The 25396-nt window shown below is 67.0% G+C and carries 21 protein-coding genes and 2 pseudogenes; 7 read left to right on the top strand and 16 right to left on the bottom strand.

Translation table 11 applies throughout. The features are described from left to right. Positions 1–310 precede the first annotated feature (310 nt). Both F784_RS0116380 and F784_RS27270 read left to right on the top strand, forming a co-directional pair. Positions 311–1375, top strand: a complete 1065-nt coding sequence (locus F784_RS0116380; protein ID WP_026332528.1) for an IS4 family transposase — start codon at positions 311–313, stop codon at positions 1373–1375. Between the two features lie 830 nt (positions 1376–2205). Next, a pseudogene (locus tag F784_RS27270) lies at positions 2206–2631 on the top strand (transposase domain-containing protein); the annotation flags it as partial. Between the two features lie 126 nt (positions 2632–2757). On the opposite strand, the gene F784_RS24760 reads toward F784_RS27270, so the two are convergent. Further along, positions 2758–4050 (bottom strand): S8 family serine peptidase, encoded by a 1293-nt coding sequence (locus F784_RS24760; RefSeq protein ID WP_019587812.1) that lies wholly within the window; start codon positions 4048–4050, stop codon positions 2758–2760. Between the two features lie 364 nt (positions 4051–4414). On the opposite strand from F784_RS24760, the gene F784_RS24765 reads away from it, so the two are divergent. The 4 genes from F784_RS24765 to F784_RS23555 all read left to right on the top strand — a co-directional run bounded on the left by F784_RS24765 (position 4415) and on the right by F784_RS23555 (position 7723). After that, positions 4415–6892, top strand: a complete 2478-nt coding sequence (locus F784_RS24765; protein WP_019587813.1) for an EAL domain-containing protein — start codon at positions 4415–4417, stop codon at positions 6890–6892. 50 nt (positions 6893–6942) lie between these two features. Next, complete coding sequence (locus tag F784_RS27890; protein ID WP_083939259.1) at positions 6943–7131, top strand: helix-turn-helix domain-containing protein; 189 nt, start codon at positions 6943–6945, stop codon at positions 7129–7131. Continuing rightward, entirely contained in the window at positions 7064–7270 is a 207-nt protein-coding gene (locus F784_RS27895; protein ID WP_483782814.1) for a helix-turn-helix domain-containing protein, read from the top strand. Before F784_RS27890 ends, F784_RS27895 begins: the two co-directional genes overlap by 68 nt. Before the next feature lie 72 nt (positions 7271–7342). Then, positions 7343–7723 (top strand): transposase, encoded by a 381-nt coding sequence (locus F784_RS23555; protein WP_157465321.1) that lies wholly within the window; start codon positions 7343–7345, stop codon positions 7721–7723. Positions 7724–8009: 286 nt separating this feature from the next. On the opposite strand, the gene F784_RS0116415 is transcribed toward F784_RS23555, so the two are convergent. The 10 genes and pseudogenes from F784_RS0116415 to F784_RS0116455 all read right to left on the bottom strand — a co-directional run bounded on the left by F784_RS0116415 (position 8010) and on the right by F784_RS0116455 (position 15266). After that, a complete protein-coding gene (locus F784_RS0116415; protein WP_019587815.1) occupies positions 8010–8870 on the bottom strand; it encodes an alpha/beta fold hydrolase in 861 nt (286 codons plus the stop codon). Next, positions 8867–10339 carry an NAD(P)/FAD-dependent oxidoreductase gene (locus F784_RS23560; RefSeq protein ID WP_019587816.1) on the bottom strand — a complete coding sequence of 491 codons (1473 nt, stop codon included), beginning with the start codon at positions 10337–10339 and terminating at the stop codon, positions 8867–8869. Before F784_RS23560 ends, F784_RS0116415 begins: the two co-directional genes overlap by 4 nt. A gap of 99 nt (positions 10340–10438) precedes the next feature. Then, positions 10439–10975, bottom strand: coding sequence for a TetR/AcrR family transcriptional regulator (locus F784_RS23565; RefSeq protein WP_040383439.1), 537 nt, complete (start codon positions 10973–10975; stop codon positions 10439–10441). Between the two features lie 145 nt (positions 10976–11120). Next, positions 11121–11864: pseudogene (locus tag F784_RS25515) on the bottom strand (IS6 family transposase). Between the two features lie 46 nt (positions 11865–11910). Further along, entirely contained in the window at positions 11911–12276 is a 366-nt protein-coding gene (locus tag F784_RS27275; protein WP_245557911.1) for a transposase, read from the bottom strand. 27 nt (positions 12277–12303) lie between these two features. Beyond that, positions 12304–12567 (bottom strand): hypothetical protein, encoded by a 264-nt coding sequence (locus tag F784_RS27280; protein WP_245557917.1) that lies wholly within the window; start codon positions 12565–12567, stop codon positions 12304–12306. After that, positions 12497–12919: an IS110 family transposase gene (locus F784_RS27285; protein ID WP_245557912.1), complete on the bottom strand. Its 423-nt coding sequence runs from the start codon at positions 12917–12919 to the stop codon at positions 12497–12499. Before F784_RS27285 ends, F784_RS27280 begins: the two co-directional genes overlap by 71 nt. Before the next feature lie 354 nt (positions 12920–13273). Further along, positions 13274–13759, bottom strand: coding sequence for an NUDIX domain-containing protein (locus tag F784_RS0116445; protein ID WP_019587821.1), 486 nt, complete (start codon positions 13757–13759; stop codon positions 13274–13276). Between the two features lie 167 nt (positions 13760–13926). Continuing rightward, positions 13927–14403 (bottom strand): GbsR/MarR family transcriptional regulator, encoded by a 477-nt coding sequence (locus F784_RS0116450; protein ID WP_019587822.1) that lies wholly within the window; start codon positions 14401–14403, stop codon positions 13927–13929. Further along, on the bottom strand, positions 14400–15266 hold the full coding sequence (locus F784_RS0116455; RefSeq protein WP_019587823.1) for an alpha/beta fold hydrolase: 867 nt from the start codon (positions 15264–15266) through the stop codon (positions 14400–14402). The genes F784_RS0116450 and F784_RS0116455 overlap by 4 nt, the downstream gene beginning before the upstream one ends. A gap of 608 nt (positions 15267–15874) precedes the next feature. Between F784_RS0116455 and F784_RS0116460 the strand changes: the two genes are divergently transcribed. After that, positions 15875–16966, top strand: a complete 1092-nt coding sequence (locus F784_RS0116460) for an IS701 family transposase (protein ID WP_019587824.1) — start codon at positions 15875–15877, stop codon at positions 16964–16966. Positions 16967–17194: 228 nt separating this feature from the next. Here the strand turns inward: F784_RS0116460 and F784_RS26660 are convergent, their stop codons facing one another. The 5 genes from F784_RS26660 to F784_RS0116485 form a co-directional block, all read right to left on the bottom strand. Beyond that, a complete protein-coding gene (locus tag F784_RS26660; protein ID WP_019587825.1) occupies positions 17195–18298 on the bottom strand; it encodes a hypothetical protein in 1104 nt (367 codons plus the stop codon). A 1179-nt stretch (positions 18299–19477) separates the two neighbouring features. After that, positions 19478–20206, bottom strand: coding sequence for a cysteine hydrolase family protein (locus F784_RS24775; RefSeq protein ID WP_019587826.1), 729 nt, complete (start codon positions 20204–20206; stop codon positions 19478–19480). Between the two features lie 287 nt (positions 20207–20493). Continuing rightward, positions 20494–23133, bottom strand: a complete 2640-nt coding sequence (locus tag F784_RS24780) for a GAF domain-containing protein (RefSeq protein ID WP_019587827.1) — start codon at positions 23131–23133, stop codon at positions 20494–20496. Between the two features lie 213 nt (positions 23134–23346). Further along, positions 23347–24309 carry an alpha/beta hydrolase family protein gene (locus F784_RS0116480; RefSeq protein ID WP_019587828.1) on the bottom strand — a complete coding sequence of 321 codons (963 nt, stop codon included), beginning with the start codon at positions 24307–24309 and terminating at the stop codon, positions 23347–23349. A 26-nt stretch (positions 24310–24335) separates the two neighbouring features. After that, on the bottom strand, positions 24336–25355 hold the full coding sequence (locus F784_RS0116485) for an aldo/keto reductase (protein WP_019587829.1): 1020 nt from the start codon (positions 25353–25355) through the stop codon (positions 24336–24338). Positions 25356–25396 lie beyond the last annotated feature (41 nt).

A 25396-nucleotide genomic window follows, 5' to 3' on the forward strand; every position in this document is an offset into this window, starting at 1 on the left:
CATTGACGCCTTGGAGCGTGTTGGCGACGCTCAGGAGTTCTCCGGTGGGTCGGATGACGACATCCAGGCGAGCCTGACAAACGTCGATGCCGACGAACAGTTCTTCGGACATACGAACCTCCTGGGGACGGTCCAGTACAGCCCGGCCTTGCATACGAGGTGGACTCCGTCAACCGTTCGGGCTTGGACTGGGGGGCCAGCACGGTGACCCAGCTACAGGACGGTCTCGAAGATCGACGGTGTTTACGGCCTCCCGTGCTGCGTCCCGGTTCAGTTATAGCCCCGGCCTTATACAAGGGTGTTTTCTGCGATGAACACACCTGGGAGCCGACTCCCCTACGATAGCTTGCAGACGGCGCTGCGGTCTGCCTTTGCTCTGGATGCCCGCCGCCTGGCGGTGCTGGCGGCCCTGGTCCTGGCGATGATCCAGGCCCGGACCGTGGTGTTGTACACCCTGAAAACGCACGTGCAGCTCCCGGGTTCCCTGGAGGTGCGCTACCAGCGGCTGCTGCGCTTCGTCCAGTTTCAGGTGCCCGACGGCCTGTTTGTCCGCTTTGCTCTGCGGTGCCTCCCCGAGGGCCCACTCGACCTGATCCTCGACCGAACGAACTGGAAGTTGGGCCAGCACGACGTGAACATCCTCCTGCTCTCCGCCGTGTGGAACGGCTTCAGCCTGCCGTTGATGTGGTCACTGCTCCCACACGGCGGTTCGAGTTCGCAGACCGTGCGGGAAGCGCTCATGGAGCGCTTCTTCGCGGCTTGTCCAGAACGCACGTTCAGCGGTCTGCTCGCTGACCGGGAGTTCATCGGCAAGGACTGGTTTGCCTTCCTCGCTCGACACGACCTCGACCCGTGCATTCGTCTGCCCGCCACCGCCACAGTAGGCAGGTATGGCCTGCCCGTCTGGGCATGTTTCAAGAAGCTCCAACCCGGCGAGGTGCGCATCTGGTTTCGCCCCCTGCTGGTCTACGGCGTCGCGCTGCGGGTCAGCGCGACCAAAAATGCCGCTGGGGAGACGCTCTATCTGGCACACCGGGGACGGGCGACCACCAGCCTTCAACGGTATGCGCAGCGTTGGCAGGCCGAGAATCTGCACTCAGCTCTCAAGACCCGGGGGTTCAACCTCGAAGATACGGGCCTGACCCGGGCGGAGCGGGTCTCCACGCTGCTGACCGTCGTCTCGGTTGCCTTCATCTGGGCCTGTCTCACTGGGGAACTCCTGGCCGCCAAGACACCCCCGCTGCGCAAGAAACACGGACACCGTGCGGTGTCCGTGTTCCGACTGGGCCTCGATTACCTCCAAGACCTCTTGCTGCACCCCTCCCCGGCGTCCTGGCAGGCCCTGTCCGCTCTCATGCCACGTTTTGAGGGGTAGTCAGGCCCAGGCGAGCCGCTCCTGCCAGAGGTGGAGTGCGGGTAGCACGCTCCTTCGGCCGCCCAGGTCTCCTCGCTCCGCGAGAAACCCGCCTGGGCCTGAGCGGGTGCGAGGGGAAGTCCCTGTCTGGGAGCGGGGGTGCCTCAGCGCATGAGGAACGGCATGAGTCCCAGGGTGAGGACGAGGATCAGGAGGGCGAGCAGGGTCATTTGGAGGGCTTCACTTCGCTGAAGCCGCCATACAACTCGGCGGATTGTGTGTTTCATCACTCAATACTTGCCTGTGGCCCGAGAAGTTCACCGTCAAATACTTCGGATGGCAGGGGTACCCCCACCCAGAAATAGGCTCACCCAGGGGTGGGGCACTTCGAGCTACGGGTCCAGTTCAGGCCGGGGCTCAAGCTCCCGGGGCTCGTCGTTCAGCGACAGAAAGCCCAGGATCACCAGCAGCACGGTCACGCCGAACATCACCAGGGTGAGCACCACGGTTCAGTCCGCCCCCTCTCCAGCCAGGCCCAGGTCGTAAGCGGAAAGCTGGGTTCGGAGGAGCCGCGCCAGGAGGCCAAGGCCAAGAAGCATTCCGCCTGCTGCCGCACCTAAGAGCATGGTCACCATGAGGCACTGTGCCCCGCGCCCGGCTACAGCAACGCTAATGCGCCACGGCGCAGTGGGGGGGTTGGGGGTGTGCCAGGTTTTGCGGCCGATGCCGAAGCGGCGGCGACAACAGTTTGCCTCCTCTGTGGTTCCGCCTGTTCCTGAGGAGCGCGCTGCTCGTCCTGCTCTCTCGGTGGGAGCGGCTCTGGCAAGTTAAGGGGAGCCGGGTGGAGAGTTGTGTGTGACCGGAAGTCGTATCGCCATCGTTTTCCCTTGAATGGCCCGGGCGACGCCCTGGGGCTGTCCCACCACTTCCCCATGAGCCAGCGGGATGTCCAGGAGTTGCTGCCAGGGCGTGGTCTTCGGGTCAGCCACGAGACCCTGCGCCAGTGGGACCTCAAAGGTGCTCCGCTGCTCACCGAGGAACGGCGTCACCGGGAACCCCGTCGGGGTTCCCGGTGACCTCTGGACGAGGTCTGCGTGCCGGTGGGAGGAGTCAACCACGGGCTGTAGCGCGGTGGAGGAGCAGGGCGCCGTGCCCGACCTCCTGCTCCAGGCTCACCGGGACGCGGAGGCAGCCCGAACCTTTTGCTGGGTGAGGCTGAGTTCCCGGAAGTCACTCATCCCGACCAACTCTGGAGCGCTGGGATCGCGGTTCTGGAACGTTACGTGTTCCATTCAACAGTGACAGAGCCAGACGGCGTCGCCGATGACGGCAAAAGGAAATGGGTCGCCGGGAGATTTCGGACCACGTCTGCTCGTCTGCCCGAGCGGCTGGGTGGCTGGCGATCAGCGCAGGTCGGTGAAACGGGCGGTACCGGCCTGACCCGTCGCGCGGTCCCCAGCAAGGTCTGGCTTGAGGGCCAGCGCGCCGGACGCCACCGCCGTGGCCATGGACGTCCCCGTCCAGCGCGCCGCCCCACCAGCCGGTGCGGCCGTTACCAAGTCCTTCCCCGGCGCGAGCAGTTCCGCCTGCATTCCGCCACTGCTCCACACTTGCGGCTGGGACCACTGTCCGTTGACGGACGCGCCGACACTCACCTCGCCGTGCAGGTCCGGGGCGAGCGCCGCGGGGAAGTCCATCGTGCCCGCGCCCGTGTTCCCTGCTGCAGTGACAACCTCCACGCCGCGGCTCACCGCGTACCGGATGGCCGCGTCGATAGCGGGGCTGGCGTCCTGCACACCCAGGCTCAAGTTGATCACGTTCGCCCCCTCGTCCACCGCGAGGGCAATCGCCTCTGCCAGCTGGTCCGTCGTCCCCTGCCCTTCGGAATCCAGCACCCGGATAGGGAGGAGTGCCGCGCCTGGCGCCACCTGTGCAACGAGACCCGCGACGGCTGTGCCGTGCCCGTAACCCGCTGCGCCCGGCGTGCCCTCCGCTGGCGTGCTGTCACCGTCCACCAGATCCCGCCACGTCGACGGGTCCGTGAGGCGGCGCTGCAGCAGCGGATGGGTGAGATCCAGGCCGCCGTCGATTACCGCCACCGTTCGCCCTGCGCCCGCGGCCGCGCCGCCCCGCGCTGCTTGCGCCTCCCTCAGGCCCATCGCGTCCCACGCCGCGCCGTTGCTGCCCTGCGCCACCTGGTTCCCGTTGCCGTCCATCCAGATGGGAGTCCCACCGTCCATCCAGATGGGAGTCCCGCCGTCCATCCAGATGACGGCGCCCCCATCCATCCAGATGGGGGTCCCACCGTCCATCCAGATGGGAGTCCCCCCCTGGGCGCTGAGGTGCGGACCGGGAGCCGCGCTCAGGCCGGGCTGGAGGCTGTTGACGCGGTGTCCCGCGTCCTCAACCGCGCCCAGCGCTTGCGCCTGCAGTGCCGAGGTCCCCGTGGACAGGCGCAGCACCGCGAAGCCCGCCCGGCCCGCGTACAGCGCCTGTACCTGCGCGCCCGGGTACCGCTTTTGAAGTTCTCCGCGCGTCGTGCCACTCGGCGCGGGGACCGTCAGCAGTTTGGCGGTGTCTGCCGAGGGCGTGCTGGGCGACTGACCGCAGGCGGCGAGGGTGAGGGCCGCCAGGACAGCGGTGGCAGCCCGGATGAGAAAGGCGGGAGTGGAAGCGTGACGCAGGGGTTGCGGCATACCCCCATTCTTTCATCTTTTCCTCCTAATTTTCAAGATTCCTACACGAAAATTTCACTTAGTTGGATAATGGACTCATCAAGAGCTCAGCCGGGGTTAACAGACCGTCCAATTGGGAGGTGTCCCGCCAGAACCTTCCGTTCGTCCGGGGAGGCTGACGGTTCCCTGCGGTCCTCGTCTCGACCCGGTGAGCTGGGCACGAGGACAACTCCTACTCGATCCGTCACGCCCGCCCCCGACGACGGGAGGCCCGTTGCGTACAGGTGGGGCTCACCCGTCCGTGTGGCCTGAGACCGGACGAGGCGGCCTTGCCCGGGCTGACTTTGTAAGGCGACCGGCAGAGGGCAAGCGGCAAACTCCTGGTATGAATCTGCGTCGCGAGGCCCGCGAACCCACCGACCGGCGCCCCACATCCCCCCCCCACCCCACTGTTGTCCAGGCCCTGCTCGATGCCGCCAGCCAGCACCGCGCTGCGGGCGACATCACCCTCGCCCTGCACGCCGCGCGGGCCGCAGTGGGCGCCGAACCGGACAACGACCGCGCCCACGTGCTGTTGGGCACGCTCCTCGCCAGCTGCGGCGAGAACCTGGAAGCGCACCAGCACCTCGACCGGGCCGTCACCCTTCGTCAGATCGCACGGAGCCCCCAGGTACACGGCGCCCGCGTCAACCGCGCGATGGTCCGCCTGTCCCTCGGCGACGCCGAGGCGGCCATCCAGGACCTGCTGCTCGCCGAGACCGCGCTGCGCGGCACACCGTGGCACGCGGAAGTGGAAGGCAACCTCGCGTACGCCCTGCTCGTCGGTGGGGACGCCGAGCGGGCTGAGCAGGTCGCCCGCCGTGCCCTGGACTCCCGGCATGACACGAACCTGCGGGTGCACGCCGCGATGCTCCTCAATCACGGGGAGGCCCTCGCGCAGCTTGGACGGCATGATGAGGCCATCATCGCCTTCCGCGAGGCGGCGGGTTGCACGGACCTGGATCGCTGGCCCGGGTTGCACGCCATCGCCTGCGCGGGTCTGGCCAGCCAATTGCGCCGCCGTGAGGACTTCGGCGCTGCGGGAACTCAGTTGCAACGGGGTCTGGAGGCAGGCCTGCGTTCCCGGGAGCTGCGACCGCAGTTGGAAGTCCGGCTGGAATGCGCGCGGCTGCACCTCGCCCGGGGTGAATTTGACGCGGCCGCAGTGGATGCCGAGGCGGCGACGCTGCTCGGGATGGCCGCGGGTGGTCTGGACACGTTGGGCCAGAGCGAGCTGGACTTGCGGGTCCAGGCACACGAGTTGCGCGCACAAGCGCTGGCCGCTGCGGGACGCTGGCGGGAGGCGCACGCCGCGTTACAGGCGGCGCGCGGCGAGGAGCGGGCCGTCAGCGCTCTGCGTGCCCAGCGGCAGCTGAGCCTCGCGCAGGCCCAGGTGGACTTGCAAGAAGCCCAGGCTGCCCGCGACCGCGCTGAAGCTGAAGCGCAGCACAAAAGCGAAGCGCTCGCGCACCTCACGACCCACGACGCCCTCACCGGGCTCCCCAACCGCGCGCACTTTATGCAGCAGCTCGGCACGCACCTCCAACGCGGGCGTCACTCTGATCACACGGCACACCTGGCGGTCGGCATTCTCAATCTCAGCCGGTTTCGCCGCGTGAATGACGCCCTCGGCCACAGTGCCGGTGACCGCCTGCTGCAGGCCGTAGCAGAGCGGTTGCGCTGCTGGCAGCAGCCTGATGAGCACCTCGCGCGGATGGGTGGGGACGAGTTCCTCGTGATGCTCCCCACCGGTCCTGGTTGCGTGCCGGTGACAGAACGGGCGCAGGCGCTGATCCAGGCCCTCGACGAGCCCTTCATGATTGACGGCGATCCACTCAAACTTCGCGGCAGCCTGGGCCTCACCCACTGGACGAACTCCACGCACACGGCGGAGGATCTGCTGCGCCTCGCCGACCAGGGACTGTATCTGGCCAAACGCGCTGGCGGCGGGTACCGCCTCTGGGAAGGGCAGCAACCCGACCCCGGGGAGGGCCAGGGACCGGGCGGGATGGGCCTACTGTCGCTGGAACGCGCCCTGACCCGCAGCACCCTGGAGGGCAAGGGCTTTACCCTGCTACACCAGCCCATCATCGACCTCCAACGCGGGCACGTGCTGGGCGTCGAATCCCTTCTGCGCTGGTGTACCCCGGGCGGCATGCCAGTTAGCCCCGCGGTGTTCGTGCCCGTTCTGGAAGACAGCGGGCTGCTGGACCAGGTGGGCCGCTGGGTGTTGCTGCAAGCCTGGCAGGAGCTCGAACCGTTCAGCACACCTGACGGCACGCCTCTGCGCGTCAGCGTGAATGTCTCCCCCCGCCAGCTGCACGTTCACGCCGGGCAGAGCAGTATCGTCGACATCGTTCGTGAAGGCGTCGCGCTGGGCCTTGACCCACGGCGCCTCACCCTGGAACTCACCGAGTCGTCCCTGATGCAGGACGCCGCGCACGCGGCGCGGATCCTCGGCGAGGTCGGTGACCTGGGTGTTCGCGTTGCCATTGACGACTTCGGGACCGGCTACTCCAGCCTCAGCGTCCTGCGGGACCTGCCGGTACACACCCTGAAAATCGACCGAACGTTCACCGCTGACCTCGCTGCGGACAGCGCCGACCCGACCAGGGCGGGATTCGTGCAGGTCGTGCACGCGCTCGCGAACACCCTAAACCTCACCACCGTCATCGAAGGTATCGAGCGACCCGAGCAGGCCCGCGCCGCGCAGGCCCTCGGCATTCAGGCCGCGCAGGGCTGGCTGTACCACCGCGGCGGCTTCCTCCACGAGCTGCCACAGGTCCTCGCGGACACCGTTGCGAAGATGGTCCGCAACCCATAAGGGTTCTGGCAACTTAGGGCGGGGCGCAGAAAGGTTGCCGAAGGAGTAGGGTGGGGTATACGCACCCCCAGGATTTACGGCTGCGAGTCCTGGCTTGGTTGCGGGCGGGGGACCAAGTCGAGGTGGTCGCGCAGCAGTACAACGTCGATCCACGACCGGTGGAACGCTGGCGTGAACGCCAGCGAGAAGAGGGGCATGTCTTGCCCCACGCCATCCCGGAGGCATCCCCGGAAACTTGATGCCGCGCTGGACCAGCGGCTGGCTGAACAGTGCGACCAGCACCCTGACGAGACGCTGGCTCAGCACGCTCAATGTCTGGCCCAAGAACAACAGGTCCAGGTGTCGCGGCAGACGGTGGGGCGGGCCTTGCTGCGCTAGGAACGCCTGAGAAAAAAGACGCTGTACGCCAGTGAACGCGATGAAGCGGTGCGCCACGCCTGGCGGACCGCCATGCAGCACCAATCGGCGGATGAGTTGGTGTTTGTGGACGAGAGCAGTACTCATGCGGCGATGACGCCTCTGTACGCCCGAACGCCACGTGGAGAGGGGGCTTACGCCGCGGTCCCCCGCAACAAATGCGCCAACTTCAGCCTGCTGGCGGCGCTGAGCACCCAAGTGATGAGCGCCGCCATGACGGTGCCTGGGGCCGTCGGCGCCCTGGCCTTCGAGCGCTACGCCGAACACGTCCTGCTGCCCGAGTTGTCTCGGGGACAAACGGTCGTCATGGACAAGCTCAGCGTGTACAAGAGTGCACGCGTCGCCCAACTCCTGCACGATCACGGCTGTACCCTGCGGTTTCCCCTCCTACTCCCCCAACCTGGCGCCCATTGAGTGGGGGTTTGGCAGAGTCAAGACGCTAGTTCGCCCCGATCAGCCACGGACACAAGACGAGCTCGACCAATCGATTGGTCGAGCTCTGGCCGCCGTTTCCTCTCAGGATGCTCAGGGCTGGTTCGAGCGCTGCGGTGACCCCCTCACCAGGCTAATACGAGCCGCCAAGCTACCCGCTGCGAGTCCTGGCGGTCCACGTGGACGGAAACACGCCTTCACACCGCCCGTTTCCGGCGTTCACCCCCCTCTGGCTCCCTTCCCGGAACACAGGCTGTACCCCGCTTCCTCAGGGGAGGGCGCCCCGGGCCAGCCAGTTCGTCAGCACCTGCGTGACGGCCCCTGCCGCGTCGTGTTGCACGAAGTGTCCCGCTCCCGGCAGCGTGACCAGGGTGAGGTCGCGCTCCACCCACTGCCAGGTGTCGTTCAGGCCCCCCGGCAACAGGGCCTCGTCGCCCAGCCCGTGGATGACGAGGGTGGGGGCCTGAATCTTCAGGACCGGGCTCTGGGGTTCCCGGTACGGCGGGCGCGGGTAGTTCTGCTTGTAGTAGTGCAGGAGCGCCTCGAAGTCTGAGCGCCCCAGGGCTTCCCGGTAGCGTTCGCGGGCCTCGTCGTCCCTCACCCAGCTGATCAGGCGCTCCAGGTCAAGCCGTTCATGCGCGCCCTCCTCCTGGAAGGTGCGGGCGTATCCACTGTTTCGCTGCTGCTCGGGATTGCGGGCCAGTTCGCGCGCCAAGCCCTGGGGGTGCGGCAGATTCAAGATCACCAGGCGTTCGACCATGCCCGGGAAGTGCATGGCGAACTGCCAGGCAATCGCCCCGCCCCAGTCGTGTCCCACCAGGATGGCCCGCTCCTGACCGAGGTCCCGGATGATAGCCGCCACGTCCTCCAGCAGGTGCCGCATGGCGTAGTGCTCGCCCCCCCTGGGCTGGTCGCTGAGGTTGTAGCCGCGCAGGTCGGGGGCGGCCACCCGGTGCCCCTGGGCGAGCGCGGGCATCTGATGGCGCCAGGTGTACCAGAAGTCCGGGAAGCCGTGCAGCATCACGATCAGTGGACCCTCACCCAGGGTGACGTAGTGCAATCGGACGCTCCCGTTGTGGGCGAAGCGGTGGGAGACCTGGGTGTCGAGGTCCGGGGTGGAGAGCGTCATGCAGTCCTCGCAGGGGCGTGGAAGGGTGTGGCGGCGGGGCGAGCGCGCAGGAGTGAGACTTGCTCCGGGGAGAGGGCTTGCGCCCCGCCGTGTTCCAGCCCCTTCCCCCTCAGCGCATGGGCGAGGCTGCCTCTCAGGACCCGCGCCAGGATGGCCGGACGGGCGAGGATCGTGGGCGGCTGAAGGTACATGATCATGTCTAGAAAGGCGCCCGCCACCACCTCGTCCCGTACGGCCTGCCTGAGGACCAGGTTCCCGTAGGCGTGTCGCAGGCGCAGGCCCGGCCCCACGGCCGCACCGGTGAGCCGCACGCCCGGCCAGCGCAGGTCCTCGCCCGTGGCAATCTGCCACGGCACGGCAACGACCTGAGCGAGCGCTCTCTGAAAGGCCTGCTCGAAGTCCGGCCGTCCCGTCTTCAGGCTCGTCTCCAGCGCCTCGGCACTCACGGCCGCCGCACTCATGCCTTGCCCGTAGATGGGGTTGTAGTGGCACACGGCGTCCCCCAGGGCAATCAAGCCGCGCGGCCAGCGCGCCAGGCGCTCGAAGTGTCGCCAGGTGTTTGTGGGCGTGCGGTAACCTCGGATGGGCGTGAGGGGTTGGGCCACGCGGATCGCCTCGTACAGGCCGGGATCCGGCAGGTCGCGTGCCCAGGCGAGGAAGCCCGCCTCATCGGTGGGTGGGTGGTGCCCCGCGAAGCCGCCCAGGGTGACGTGCCAGCGCCCGTCCTCGACCGGCAGGATCAGGCCTGCCCGCGGGTTGTGCGGCGGACGGCCGTTGATGATCAAGCCGTGCCAGGGGGCGGGGAAACCCTCGGGGCGCCGGTAGAAGCGCGAGGCGTACCCGATGTCGGAGGTGACGCTCTCCTCGGGGACCGCCCCGTACCCAAGGTCCTGGAGCCAGCCGCCCAGCTTCGAGGTCCGCCCGCTCGCCTCGACCACCAGGTCGGCGTGCAAGACCTCGGGGTCGGCCCGCCCATCCCGGTAGCGGACCTGCACGCCCACCACGCCCGTCCCGTCCTCGCTGGACACCAGCCGGGTGACTTCCGCAGCGGGAAGGAAGCGGACGTTCGTGTGTTCGCGCAGCCACTGCCGCACATGCCATTCCAGTAGGAAGCGGCTGAAGGCGAGGTACTCGCCCTGCCCGCTCAGCGGCGCGGCCGGGAGTTTCCCAGCAGGGGTCACCTGCAAGATGGGGATGCCTTCCCGGGTATGGAAGGCGCCCGCCTGGGCCAGGGAGGCGAGCAGGCCGGGGAACAGCCGGGTGAGGACGTCGTGCCCGCGGGGGAGCAGGCCGTGGGCGTGATGGGACTGCGGCACGCCCGCCCGGTGATTGGGAGCCTGAGGGAAGACGTCGCGGTCGAGCACCACGACCTCGTTGTAGTGGTTACTCAGGACGCGGGCGGCGAGCAGGCCTGCCATGCTTCCCCCGATGACGAGGGCGTGTCGGTTGGCGGTGGAGAGGTCGGTCATGGGCGGCTCCTTGGGGTGAGGGGGCGAAGATGGGCACGACGGACCGCTGAACCCGGAGAAGTTTGTAAGTAATCACTAATAAAAAGGGAAAAGAGAAGTTCAGGGATCCTCCCAGGCTAGCAGTTCCGGGAGGTCGAGGACCGAGGCGATGGTGATCAGCATGCCAGAGGCGAAGAAGTTCTGGACCTGCGTGTGCGAGGCGCCGGACAGGGCGCGCACCTCCTCAAACAGCGCCCGGTAGCGGCGGCGGACCTCCTGGCGGATCTCGTCCTCCCCGCTGGCGCTGAAGGCCTGGAGCAGCAGCAGCAACTCGTGGCGCCGTGAGCGCAGCCCCTCATAGGCGAGTCCCATCGCGTCCAGTTTGTCCCCCTGGGTGGACTGGGCGGCGACGGTGAAGACCCGCTGGACGTGAGCGAAGACCGCGTCTACGGCCGCCAGGAACAACTCCCGCTTGGTCCCGAAGAGGCGAAAGACGTAGGGTTGCGAGATCCCCACGCGCCGCGCGATGGCGTCCGTCGAACCCCCAGCGTAGCTGTGCTGGGCGAACTCCTCGATGGCCGCCGCGATCACGGCCGCGCGCCGCTCCTCGCCCGACTGCCGGGCGGGAGGTGTGGAGCCGGAAGTCGAACGGGCCATAAATTAGTTTGTACTCACTAACAAGGAAAGTCAAGTGGCGGACGCCTGTCTGCCTCACACCTGCAGGGGGCTGAAGTTGGAGCGCGGTGTGGAGCTGGCCCTGAATCCGGTGCCTCGTGCTGGCGAGTTCCTGCCTTCGCCTGCGTCACGAGGGTTCTGGCAACGTCACCGTAATGGGTCGAATACGCCAGCAGGCGGCCTGCTGAACGGCTTGGTGCCCAGTTCGAAGGGCCTTGGTGTGGTTGTTTGGTCTGAGGGAGGCGGGGCTGGTCATTCGGGTGTGGCGGTGAAGGGTGGAGACTCGGGCGTATTCCGGAGTCCGTCTTGGCCATTTGAAGCCGAGCTGGGTGGGTTCTTGCTGAGGTTTGGGGCGGGGGGCCTGTTCAACCAGGTGGTGGCAGCGGGCCGCTGCCACCACCTGGACGTGCTCCACGCCGTGGAACACGGGAAGTTTCCGAAGCGCTGCGCCGTCACGCCCGAGCGGGTCGGTGTGGATCACCTCGGAAACCTCGTCCTCTCCCAGCCGCCGGGTGAAGCAGGTCCGAGCCGCCTTGGTGTCGCGGTGTTCCTGAAGCAGGAGGTCCAGAACAGCTCCAGACCCATCCACGGCCCTCCAGAGCCAGGGCCCCACCCCGCCAACCTCGACGCACCCCTCGTCCAGAGGCCAGCGGGAACTCAGATGGAGTTCCCGCTGGCGCAGTGCTTCGGTCAGGAGCGGCGCACACCCCGTGTTCCACTACCGGAGGGTCTCGTGGCTGACCTGAAGACCACGCCCTGGCAGCAACTCCTGGACATCCCGCTGGCTGAGGGAGAAGCGGTGGGACAGCCGCAGGGCGTAGCCCAGGCCACTCCAGGGAAAACGATGGCGATACGGCTTCCGGTCACACACAACTCTCCACCCGGCTCCCCTTAAATACTGTGTTGACCTGGCAGCGTCAAGCGGCCAGAGAAGGCTGGCGTCGATAGTTCGGATCGAATTTCTGGCCTGACTTCAGGACGGCGAACGCGACTCGGAGGAGTTTGCGAGCCAGGGCAATGAAGGCGACTTTCTTGGGCTTCCCCTGGGTGACCAGGTGGCGGTAGAAGTCGCCGAACACATTCTTCATGCGCGACGCGGTCAGGGCACAGAGGTAAAATGCACGTCTGAGACGTGCGTTTCCTCTTTTAGAGATCCGGGTTCGTCCGGTAAAACTGCCGGACTGACGGGGAACGGGCGACAAACCTGCGTCGGCGGCCCATTGATTCGAGCTCTCCATGCGGCTCAGGTGCAGGGTCTCGACCAGCAGGATCGAGGCCGTCAACGGGCCGATCCCGGGGATCGAGGTGAGTCAGTTGACTTGCTCCTGCACCTCCCCGGGGGCCACCACCAGCGCCCCTATCGCCTCATTGGCTTCCTCCAGTTGCTGTTCGAGCAGCTTCTGGCGCACTTCACAGAAGCTAAGGGCTCTCGGATGGGGGCGGTACTGGTGATCCATCGCGTGGTGGCGGCCTGCTTCTAGGGTCAGGAGCTCCACGATGGTGTCACGAGCATGGAGCAAGGCACGCAGCTCGACCAGGTCTGCTTCGGGGGGCAGCCAGCACGCTGGCTGCATGGTGGCCCCGTACCGCGCAATCAACTCCGCATCCAGCTTTTTTCCCCCGCCTCAACGTGCTTTTCGCGAAGTCCTTGATCTGCGCCGCCTTGACCACGCTGACCGCACAACCCGCGTCATGCAGGGTCATCGCCATCCGCTCCCAGTACACACGGGTGGATTCCATCACCACCGAAAGCTCTTCATCTACGGTGGCTGACTTCGTCAGCCACACGAGCAACTGTTCATGCCCGCGGGCCGTGTTCGCAACGGCTTTCACTGCACCAACCTGGGTCGGGGACTCAGGGGACTGAACTCGGAGCAGGCAGGCGTACAGTTCAGTTTTGCCGACATCGAGACCCAGCACAAACATAAAAACCCCCAGAAAGGGAAACAGAGGGTCACCACCCCATTCCGGTCGGCGGAAGGTGCAGGCTTCTCTGGCCTCAGATCCTGTTGCGCCTGATCGAAAGGGGCTCGAGCCGGCCAGGATTTAACGAACGATCTTGGAGGACCCTCCTTGCCAGCAGGCTTGTCGGCTCGAGTGGGCGTGACGAGCCGAGCTTCTCACGGCTCAGCTCAACACACAATCTTGCCAGAGCCTTCCCAACGCCCTTCGAAGGATCAATCCGCGTTCTGCCGCAGGCCAGCCTCTCCACCAGCCACGCACGGGTCGATCACGCGTCCAGTCACGGCTATCAGAAGCGCGCGAGGGTCCCCGGCAAACTCACACCACTGGCCGCGCCTGGCGGGAGAGGTAGTACGTCAGCGCCGCACGGTCGAGCCAGCTGAACTGATAGGGCTGCTCGTTCAGCAACCGCCGAAGGTCCCTCAGTTCCACCCACCTGAGGTCCCGGCTGTCGTCGCCCCGCTCCAGCAGCGTGCCACTCACATGACAGCGGAAGTAGTACCCGAGCGAGTCGACCGGGCCGCGCAGCGTCTGGTACGCGAAGTACGGCAGGAGGCATTCCGCCGCGCCATCGTCCCCGTCAACAACCGCGCGTTGTGGATCGTCGAGGATCACGGTGACCTCCAGGCCCGTCTCCTCCCGCACTTCGCGTCTGAGTGTGTCGAGGATGCTCTCGAACGGCTCAACGCAACCGCCGGGCGTTTCCAGCCGGGCAGGGACACCCACCTCATCTCGACGTTGCAGCAGCAATGCGGGCACGTGAGGCAATTCGCGTTCGATGAGGGCGCGGGCGTTGACGTACATCACTGTCAGAGGGTAGCAACCCGTCCTCGTCGCGTTGGCGTCGTCAGGATCACGTCGTAGTCGTGGGTCGCATCGACCTGCCCTGCGTCCTCCGCGAGTCATCCTTGTGGCCGCGTGACAGGGCGTCGTTGATGTTCTTCCGGTCGCTCTGACGTGACGGTGAGCGTTCAGCTCCGCGTGTTCCTGGGCTCCTCCCGCTCGCGCTGCCAGCGTTCGAGCAGCGCCGGGTACTCCCGCTCGATGAAGGCGAACAGGTCCCGCATCTCCTCCAGCTGGGTGCAAGCGGCGGGTGTGTCCGGCGTGACGGCCAGTCCCCGTTCGGCCAGCTCACGCATTGCGCTCGCCATGACGGCATTGCGGGCCAGGAGTCGCACCCAGGCATCGGCTCGGACGCGGTAGTGGTCGCGGCGATCGCCGGGTACGCCGACCCGCTCGATGAGGCCGAGGTCCACAAGCATTCGGGTGGTCAGGCTGATCGCGCCCTTGCTCGCTGAGAGTGCGTCAATGAGCGCGCCCGTCGGCTGAAGGGGCGGTTCAGCGGTCATCAGGAAGCCCAGCACCCGGCCCGCCATGCGCGGCAGGCCCTGCCCCTCAAAGAACACCCCGACCTCCTCGACGTACTGCGCGCGTTCCGGGGTGATCACGAGGTCTCCCTCACGGTGGTTGCGTTCGCGGTCCTGCCCGCGCCGCTATTCATCACGTCGCGGCTGAAGGCGGTGAGCTGACGCAGGTAGTCAGGGTTCTCCTGGTCGTTGCCGTGCCCGTAGCCGCCGTACAGCTTGAGGGTGGCGTGGGGAATCAGCCCGGCCATCTCACGCTGGATGTAGGCGGGGATCACCTGATCGTCCGCACCGCCGATGACGAGGGTCTCGCAGGTGATGCGGGGCAGCACGTCGCGCTGGTCGATGTCGAGCAATCCTTCGAGGACGCGCCGCAGCCGCATGGGATCGCGGAGCCTGCTGAAGCCCAGCAGCGGCCGGAGGGGGCGGTACTTCGCAACGGTGGCTGGACGAAAGGTCTTCTCGATGCTGTCCCAGTTGAAGTCGCGCCACTCGCGCCGGTCGAGCTGAGTAAGCCAGCGGGTAAGAACCGCGCGGGTTTCGGGCGCGGTGCGGTGCATGGTGACGGAGAGGACGAGGCCACGCACGAGGTCGGGGCGCAGCGCGGCGAGTTGCTGGCCGATGGGGCCGCCGCCGGAATTGCATTCGACGATGCCGCCCATCCAGCCGAGCTGGTCGAGGGCGTGGAGGTAGTCGCGGGCGTGGTCCTCCATTCGCCAGTGCGCGGGGAGAGGGTCGCGGCGGCTGAGGTAGGTGATGGTGAAGGTGTTCAGGCGGGGGCGGAGGTAGAGGGCGAGGGGAAGGCGGGCGTGTCGCGCGGTGGCTTTGCCATCACCAGCGCCGGGGATGAGAAGGAGGGGGATGGGGCCGTGGCCGAGCCGTAGGCCGTGGAGGACCGCGTTGTCGGGCGTGAGGTTCTTCAGGATGGTGACGCGTGGGAGGAGCATGGAGGTCCTTTCGAGGTGAGGGAAGGTGAACCCAGGCTGGTTGTTTAAAAAGTTCAATACTTATTGAACATAGCTTGCGCTTGGTCAAGAGCAACCCGCACGCCGAGTTCAGCGTCCACCTGAAGCTGATGGCATCGACATCGCTAGAGACCGCCTCATCTCTCCCACAGAGACCTTTCCCCGACGGTTCGGGCCATCCATGGCTGGCGGCACCTGCCCACCCCTGCCCACGACGCCTGCATCCCGAGCACACCCTGACCTCTTCCGACCGGGTTTTCCTCTCGGACACCGCGCGGCTGCTCGGCAGCGCCGCCTTCGGGGGGCTCGCCAGGAAGAGCCAGGCTTTCGATGTGCAGCGCCATCGCACCATCCACTCCCGGCTCACGCACACCCTAGAAGCTGCGTACGTCGCCCGCGCCCCCTCGCGCTGGCTTGGCCTTGAGTGGGGGCGCCGGTGCTCAAGTCGCGAAGCACGGGCCGCTTGTCCTGCGTGCCGTTGGCGGAGTCCACAATCCTGAAGCGGTACGAGACCCAGGGGCATGTGGAGTGCTCATCTCTTGCACCTGGATAGGTAGCGAAACGGCGCTCCCAGACGCGAGAAAGAGGGTGTGTGGAACCAGGGGCTTCGCGGGGAGCGCGCTCGTATTCTGGCAGAGGCGCTCCTCGCCGTTCCGAATAGTCCGTATCAGCAGCGCAGCCTGGAGGCTGCGCTGGGGCTCTTTCTCGACCTGAAGACGAAAACGGCCCTGCACCGAGCCCACACGGTCAGTGCCAGTGCGCTCAGTCGCCTGCTGAACGTGTACGAGTGGGACACGGCGGAGTGCAGGGCGACCCTGGTCCAGGCCCAATGGGCCGCCCTGCTGCTCGCGGCGCGGCGCAAACACCATCCTCGCTTGCGGCTGTGCGTGGACCTCACCAGCGTTCCGAAGACGGGACGCGACCTCCCCTTCGTCCGCGTGCAGGGCGAGGTCTACGGCATTCATCTGGTGGTACTGTACGCGGTGTACGGAGACCTGAAGTTTCCGGTGGGCTACCGGGTCTATCGGGGGCAGGGGTCCCCTGCCCCCGTCCGTCTCGCCTTGGACCTCCTGACCACGGTTCCTGCCGAAGTGAGCCGCCGCTTCGACGTGTGGGTGTTAGCCGACAGCGGTTTCGAGTCGTCGGCGTTCCTTCAAGGCGTACGGGACCTGGACTTCGAGTTCGTGGTCGGTGTTCGCTCGACGCGCCGCACCGACCACCCGGGTCACGTCACTGTGCAGCAGTGCGACCACGGGAGTTGGGTGAACCTCGCCAACTGGCCCTGGGAGCCCCTGACGCTGGCCCGGGTCGACCGAGGCGAGCGGACCTTTTTCTCTGTGGCCTCCCAACTGCTCCCGGGCAACCTCGTCGCCCGGGAGGGGGGAAAACGGTGGGTCATCGAGTCTTTTTTCAAAGAGGCCAAGCCTGGCTTCGGGTTGAATCGGTTCGCGTTGCGAACCGCGCAGGGACTGGACCGCTGGGTCTTGCTGGTCTTCGCAGCGTTCACGCTGGCGTTGCTCTGCCGCGCCGACACCCTCTCACTGGAACAAGCGGCCGAAGTCGCGGCCCGAGTGGCCCTACCCCTGCTGGTCGTTCAGCGCCTCGCTCTACAGGTCTGGCGAGAGGAGGAATTCCTGCGCCAGCACGGCTATTCACTCGCCCTATCCAGGTGCAAGACCTGAGGAGTGGAGTGCCACTCTCGGGCTTGCCAATGCGGGTGCCTCAGGGGCACATACGGCACGTCGGATGGCGGGATGACCTCTGGGAAGTGTGACGGCAGGGCAGCTCTTCCGATCTGGCGCACAGAGGCGTGACAACAGCAGACCGCCTGTCCTGCGTCTAGCTGCTGACCGCTCAGCACGGCGTCACCCCCCAAACAACTGGCCACACTCGCACCAGAGCGTTCTTTCTCACCGCTGGAGGTGCACCCGCAGTTTGGCGGCCAGCGTGAGGTAGAACTCGGGGTGATGCAGGTAGGCGACGTGCCCGGATTGGAGGGGGTCGTCCATAGGAAACTCCATGTCATGAGCGCCCTCCACGACGCCTTCCGCCCGGAAGCTCAGCAGGTCCTCCAGGCTCCAGACATTCCAGAAGTACCCCAGGTGGGGTGAGTGGGACAGGGGCACGGCGTGAGGCGACTCCTCCTCCAGAAAGAGCCCCAGTTCCTTGAAGAGGCCTACCTGGCTGCCCGCCGCGCACCAGAAGTCGACTCTCAGCCTGGCAAGAGCCGGGTCAGCGGGGACGAGGGCGGTCAGCGCGTCGTACAGCAGCTGACCGCCCATGCTATGCGTGAGCACGATCAACGGCTCCCCGGTGCCCTGCCGGGCCTTGTCGGCGGCATGCAGGCCGTCCAGCACTCGCTGGGCAATGCGCCCCGGGCTTCCAGCCGTGCCCCGCCCGTTCAGGTAGCACAGCACGTCCCCCAGGAAGAGGGGCATAAAGGCCTCCAGCGGACGGCGGACGCTGAGCATGACCCGCTGCATGTCCCGCTGGCGCTGGAGCCGCCATTCCTCGGACAGGGGAGGCCAGAGCAGCGCGGGTCCCGCCGCCGGATGCAACCGGGCGCGGACAGCCGCCTCGGCCAGGGACCACTGGTCGGGTGGCGGCGTGAGGCGCAGCACGTCGCGGAAGGAGGTGTCCCGGGCGACTGCCCACCCCGCCTCTACAAGCGCAGGCCAGTCGCCCGGGGGAGCGGCCTGTCGCAGCCGCCGTTCCAGCAGTTCGCCCAGGACTTCCTCGTCCAGAGCGTCCAGCCGTTCCGGCCAGGGCCTGTCCGGGAGGCGGGACCCCTGAAAGCGGCCGCCCAGCGCGTAGCGGGCACCGAGATCACCCCAGTAGAGGAACGACAGCGCCACCTCCTCGGGATGGGCCGGGTTCAGGGCAGGTGCGACGTGCGCCCTGAGCGACTCCTGGATCTGAGACCAGTTCACGCCCCGGGTGAGGCGGTGCAGGGTAGCCCACTGGGGTTCGTCCCCTTCCCGGATGGCGACGCCGTGAATGAAGAGGATCGGCATGACCTACTGTAGGCACGCGGCGTGCGCGTGGGGGCCAGGGCCGGGTGCGTTCCGGCTGCGGCAGGAGCCTTGACTCGGTCTAACTTGGCGATAGCCGCAGAGCCTCCCCCGGTGTTCTCCAGCACCCCACATTGGGGTGATTGGTGATGGGCACGTGACTTCCTCCTGCCAGGCTAACGGCATCACTGATGCAGGACAGGAGGGCCGCGTATTCACAGGGTCCCTGTTCCGATTGACGGTCCAACCTGTGACGAGGAGGCTGCGCGGCCCTCGCTTGACATGGCCACCAACCAGGGTGCCGTCATGTGCTGCTGCCTGCTGAGGAGGACTGCTCGCTGGCAGGCCACTTGGTGGGAGGAGAACGCCACTGGAAGCCATGGCGTACACGCCAGCAACGCCGAGGACGACCGCCTCACCGCGCAGCCTTTCCGGGATCAGGGGACGTGGGGTGGCTGTCCGGGTGAACCTCAGCATGAGCAGCAGGCCAATCATGACGAGGGGCAGCAACCAGGTCGGGAAGGACGTCGTTGTAAAGGACATGGGGGACCTCCGTTCTCTTGCCTTGAACCCACGTTCAGACGGCGGGCGATCACAACATGCTTTTGTGGGGCTGCCGTAAGTCGGGTGCGTCACGGGTCGCTCCTGGAATCCTCCTTGTTCACTCGGGCGTCGATGTCGGCATGGGAACCGCAGGATGCAGGTGGTGCGCTGGCCGATGCCGCTCCCCCAGGACGGCGGCAGCTGGACACACAGGAGACCGAGTGCCAGGGAAATCTCAGGGCGAATCCTCCTCTGTTACTTTTGCCGTGGGTACGTGTCTGCGGGAGGCTCAGAAGTATGGGCGTCGGGGAGGACCTGGGGATGGTCATGCAGAGTGCTCCTCTGCATTCTGTGGATGAGGGCGGGGCGGGTCCAATTCTCGGCCGCGGAAACCATTCCGGAGGAGAATGAGGACGCGACGAACCCGGACAGCGAACGCTCCTGCCCGACGCCCAGGGGTCCTCTGGTGGGAGAGCAGGGACGGCGGCCCCGATACCGGCGAAGGTTCTGGCAACTTAACCTCCCGAGGTCAATGACTCCAGCAGGCCGTCTAACGTTCAGGCAGTCTGCTGAACCACTTCCTGCCAGACTTGCGATGCGACAAGCCCGGCGCTGGAGACGCCCCCGTACTGAGCGCCGTCATGACGCAGGACCTGTGGAAGTAGGTCCCGCGTCACCATGGTGGGCCGCGTGGATCCAGTCGGCGCTCGTTGCGGTATACCCCACGTTGGTCTCCAGCAATCTCAGGATGACGTGGCGTGTCCAGCCGCCCTCGGGCAGCGTCATGTCGCGCGTGTCGGCGTACTCCTTGGCCCCGGGCGGGCAGGTCGCGTCGCGTAGCAGCACCACGCGGTAGTTGCGTTCCTGCGCGGCCCAGGCCGTGTGATACACGCAGGACTTGAGGCTGAATCCGACGAGGACAAGCGTCTCGACGCCCCATGAGCGCAGGTACGGGTCGAGGGCGGTATCGCGGAAGCCGTTCTGGTGGGCCTTCTGAAACTCCGCCTCATCGTCGCGCGGCGTGAGTTCGGGGAGGTACGCGGGCCGCAGAGGCTTCCAGCTGGACGAACCGAGACGTTCCCGGCCGTGACGCAGGCCGTGAAGTTCACGGTGGATGTTACGTGGTCCGCCTTCCCCGCCGGGCGCATTGTGCAGGTACACGACGCGCACACCGAAAGACCGGGCGGCGTGCAGGGCGGGCGCGATCACGTCCGTCTTGACGCCCTGGTCGTAACGGCCGGGAGCGTCGCCGTCGCAATCGACGAGGAGGAATGCGACGGTCGAGGACTCAAGGGTGAGGGTGCGGTGGGCGTGCTGGTCGTGGTCGCTCCACCAGCGGACGGGCAGTTGGAGGTGGGGCTGGGTCATGGCTTCATGGTGGAGCAGCGAGGCGCACGGCACGGCCAGGGGATGAGGTCAGGACCTCGTGCCCATCCCCTTCCATTTTGTGGATCTGGGGTATCCCCCAACCCGACGTCAGAGTAGGGTGGATTTTGGTGTTTTCTGACATCGTCCCGTGAAGGTCTCAGACCTCAACCTGACACCACAAGGGCCGCTGAGAGCGGCTGCCTCCCTGTGGCTGCTTTCGCTCGGGGATTGTGCAATGCAGAAACGCCGTGTTCATTCCGCCACCTCGTTGCCGCGAAATCCTTCGTTTACACATGTCGGGGCAGCCCGATGTGGAACGCGGCCCCTTCCCCAGGTGTACTCTCCGCCCACACCCGCCCGCCGTGACGTTGCACCACCCGCTTCACCATCGCGAGTCCCACCCCGCTGCCCTCGAACTCGTCTGCCCGGTGCAGGCGCGAGAACATCCCGAACAGCTTGTCGGCGTACTGCGGATCAAACCCGACGCCATTGTCCGCCACGGTCACGACGGTTTCCCCAGGGTCCTGATACGCCGAGACCGTCACGACGGGTGCGGGATTCAGCGCGCTGTACTTCACGGCATTCCCCAGCAGGTTGACCATCACCTGCCGCAACAGGGTCGGGTCCCCCCGCACGGTCGGCAGGGTCCCCACGCGCACCTCCACCTGCGCTCCGGTGGTTTCCAGGTGCAGGTCCTCGCACGCTTCCCGCACCAGTCCGTTCAGGTCCAAGTCCACCACGCTGAGAGGTTGCCGGGAGGTGCGCGCGAAGGACAGCAGCGCGTCGGTCAGTCTGGTGAGGCGTGCGGCGGACGTCTCGATGATGCCCAGCGGTCTGAGCACCCGGTCCGGCGCGTCCTCTCCCACCGCACGGCGCAACACGCTGCTGAAGCCCATGATGTGCCGCAGCGGAGCACGCAGGTCGTGGGACACGCTGCTGGTGAACGCGTCGAGTTCCGCATTGAGCTCCTCCAGTTCCGCCGTGCGCCGAGCCAGCCCCTCCACGGCCTCGGCGCGCTCCAGGGCCAGCCGTACCTTGCCCATCGCTGTTTCCAGCAGCACCCGGTCCGCCTGGGTCCACCCATGCTGGTGGTACAGCGCGATCACCAGGACCCCGAACAGGCCACTCCCTGTCCCAACCGGGAACGACGCGGTGGACAGCAGCCGCGCAAGGGCCTCGGGAGACAGATGCCCGGTGTTCGGCTCGAAGTGGTCCTGGTACAGCGGCGCCTGCGTGTCGAAGGGCACGTCCAGCAGCGGGGCCTCACCGTGGGGCAGACCCCGCAACAGGACGGCCTCGACCGTCCCGTCCGGCATCTCGCCCTCCAGGCTGCGGACCTGCCAGCGACCTGCGTCCAGCTCGAAGTACCCCGTGACGCCGTGGGGCAGCAGGGTCAGCAGGATCTGCTGCGCCCGGCGGAGCAACTTGACCCGGTCGGTCTCCACCGCGAGGTCACGGCTCAGCACCCCGAAGGCGTCGAGCGCCCGGTTACGCGCAGCGAGCTCACGGGTCCGGTCCTCGACCGTGCGTTCCAAGGTTGCGGCCCACTGCTGCGCCTCCTGATACAGCCGCGCGTGATCGAGGGCCACACCCGCCCGCCGCGCGAGTTCCAGGGCGAAGTCGAGGTCCTGGGCGTCGTAGTGTCGTTCGGTCTCCGCGAGCGCGAAGGCCAGCACCCCCACCGTGCGGCCATGCGCGACCATTGGGACACCCAGGTACGAACGCAAGCCCAGGGCGTGCACCTGGCGGGTGTGGTCCGGGTCGCGGCCCTGCGCGCTGATCAGGGCGGGCGTGATGACCGGCACGAAGAGCGGTTTCCCCGTCCGCAAGACCTCGGGGGCGCCACCCGGGTCGTCGATTCGGAGCGCCACGGCGCTCGTCACCGCGCGCACGAGCTCGACCTTCGCGGGGTCCTGGTGGGCCACGGTGACCACCCTCAATTCCTCACCTTGCGGGAGGTACACGGCGCACCAGTCCGCCACGGCGGGCACCGCGAGTCGCGCGAGGCTCTCCAGGGTGGCGTTCAGGTCGAGGGAGTTGGCAAGGTCGCTGCTGGCGCGCGTGAGGAACGCCCCGTACTGGCGCGCACGGGCTTCAGCTTCCTGAGACCGTGTGCGCTCGAGGGCCTGGGCAGCCTGCGCGGCCACAGCGTTCAAAAAAGCCTGTTCAGCCGGATCGAACAGCCGGGGTGTGGGAAAACTCAGACCAAGGGCGCCGAAGGTGTGGGCCTCGAACCGGAGCGGGAGCGCGGCCCAGGCCTCGTGCGTGTTCTCGACGCTCAGCAACACCTGGAATGACTGCTCGGCCTCCTCGCGGGAGTGAACGAACACCGGGTACCCCTCGCGTGCGGCGGTGGCGAGCGGGACGGGTGAGGCGAGCGGGAAGGCCGCCCAATTCCGGAAGCTCTCCTCGGGCAGGCCGTTCGCGGCGATGACACGCAATACCTCGTCGTCCTCGTCCAGAGCCACCACGACGGCGAAGGCCACACCGAGCGCGGGCGGGACAACCCGCACGAGCACCTCAGCCACCTCGCGGGGGCTGGCCGTCTCAATGAGGCTGGTGCTGATGGTGGCGAGGGCGCGGGCGTGCTCCTCCGCCTGTTTGCGTTCGTGGATGTCTCGGTGGTAGACGATCAGCCCGCCGCCACTGGGGTACGCGTCAAGGCTGACCCAGCGGCGCATGACGGCGGAGAACACCTCGAAGTGCGCGGCACGCTGCTGCCCGAGCGCGTCCTGCAACCGCCGGTACCCCTCACCGCTCACCGCTTGGGGGAGGACGTCACCCAGCTTCTTCCCGAGGGCGTCAGGTGTGAGGCCGAGAGCGCGCCGAGCGGTGGCGTTGAGGAAGGCGAAGCGGAACTGATCGTCGAGAACGTAGAAAACGTCTTGGACGTCATCAAGGAGCTCAGGCAGAGAGGGCTGGGTCACGTGAAGGGCTCCTGGCGAGTCGGTCGTTCAACCGCTCAGAGTAGCAGTCGCACCCAGGATGTCTGTATGAATTCCGCAGGGGAAGACCTCCGCCTCGTGAACGGCAGACCCGGACAGGACGGCAACACCCTTCGTTTCCGCAAAGCCGACGTACAGCCAAAGCACAGCGCGCCGTTGCCCCTTGTCTCCCCCGACCCTATGCCTCACGGCGCCTCACTTGCATTCGACCCGGCCCAGTGGGTCGGGGCTGTTCATCAACGCGGCACACGCGGCGGACCAGGCGGGATCTCCCGGGGAAAGCGCGGTGCGGAGGTAGGCCCAGGTCAGCCGCCCGACCGCCTCCACACGCTCGGGGCTCTCGTCGTTCGTCTCCGCCGCGTCGTACCCGGAGATGCCGCCGAGAAGGTGTCCCGCGCCGAACAGCGTCAGCAGGCATTTGGGGCCGGGACTCAGGCGGTACGCATCTGCCCGGTAGTCCACGCGCTCCGAGAAGTTGGGGTTCACGTCCCTGTCACCCACCACCACGAGGGCTGGTGTTGTCATTTCGGCGAAGCTGAGGTTGCGAAGGACGGGATAACGCTGGGCCGCGAACGTGCCGGGATCAACGCTGCTGCCCGGTGCGGCGAGGATCACCCCCGCCTTGATCCGGGCATCGGCCATGTCGACGGCCACTCCTCGTTCGTCCGTCACCCGCTCACCCAGCAACATCCCGGCCGTCAGCCCGCCCAGGGAATGCCCCGCCACGGCGATCCGGTTTCGGTCGAGCCGCCCAAGAAGACCCGGAACGGAAGCCTCGATGACGTCAAGGCCGGCCAGGATGCGCCGCATGTCCTCAGCCCGGGACCGCCAGAACAGGGGAGCCTCGGGGTCACTCGCATCGACGATGCCGCGAAGCGTCATTGAACTCAGGTGGGTGGGTTGGATCACGACGAAACCGTGCGCCGCCCAGAAATTGGCGAGCGGGCCGTAACCGTTCAGAGAGGAGAGGTTGTTCGAGTTGCCGTGGCCGTGCGAGAGGAGAATGACGGGCAGGTCGCCTCCCGTGACGGGCGCGGACACCCGCACCTGCAAGTCTACGGCGCGTCCCGGAGAGGACAGCACCACCGGAGCGACCGAGACGACTGGAGTGGGCGCGCTGACGGGTATGGTTTCGGCTGCACGGATGGGCCTGTTCATGAGGCCGCCTCCTTTGGGGTCAGGTGTCAACGGCGGCGCAGCGAGGGGTCGAGCAGGGCGGGCGGCGTGTCGAACTTTTCGTGCGGGGCCAGGTCAGTGCCGGGAGGGACGATGCTGTCAATCGCGTCCAGCACGTCGGTGGAAAGCACAGTGTCCGCGGCGGCCAGTTGCGAGTGCAGGTGCTCCAGCGTGCGGGGGCCGATGATCGCGCTGGTGACGGCGGGGTGGGCCTTCACGAACCCGAGCGCGAGCTGAATCATCGTCAGGCCAGCCTCGTCGGCAACCCTCGCCAGTTGCTCCACCGCGTCGAGCCTGGCCCTATTGGACGGGATGGACAGGTCGAACCGCTGCGGCATGAAGGTGGAGCGGCTGGTGGTGATCTCCCGGCCCTCACGGACCGCCCCTGATAACCAGCCCGAGGCGAGTGGGCTCCAGACCAGCACGCCAAGCCCGTACTCCTCAGTCACGGGCAGGACATGGGCCTCGACCCCGCGTTGGAGGATCGAGTAGCCCGGCTGCTCCGTGACGTACCGGCCCAGGTGGTGGTCCCGGGCCGCCCACTGCGCCTGCACGATGCGGTGGGCCGGGTAGGTCGAGGAGCCGAAATACCGGATCTTTCCCGCGCGCTGAAGGTCCGTCAACGCCGAGAGGGTCTCCTCGTCACTGGTGGTGGGGTCCCAGCGGTGGATCTGGTAGAGGTCGATGTGATCGACACCGAGGCGGCGCAGGCTGTTCTCCACCGCAGTGACGAGCCAGCGTCGTGAGCCGCCCCGGTGGTTGCGCCCGTCCCCCATTGGCAGGCTGGCCTTTGTGGCCAGCACGATGTCGTCACGGCGCCCGGCAATGGCCCTGCCGACCATCTCCTCGGACTCGCCGCCGCTGTACACGTCGGCGGTGTCGATGAAGTTGATCCCGGCGCCCAGGGCGGCATCGACAAGGGCGGTGACTTCCTCCTGAGTAGTGCGTCCGATCTGGCCGAAGTTCATCGCGCCGAGCGCGAGCGAGCTGACCTGGACGCCGGTGCGGCCGAGGATGCGGTAGTGCATGAGATTGTTCCTCCAGAGTGGGGCCGTGATGGCCGAACGGG

Source organism: Deinococcus apachensis DSM 19763 (assembly GCF_000381345.1).
Classification (GTDB): domain Bacteria; phylum Deinococcota; class Deinococci; order Deinococcales; family Deinococcaceae; genus Deinococcus; species Deinococcus apachensis.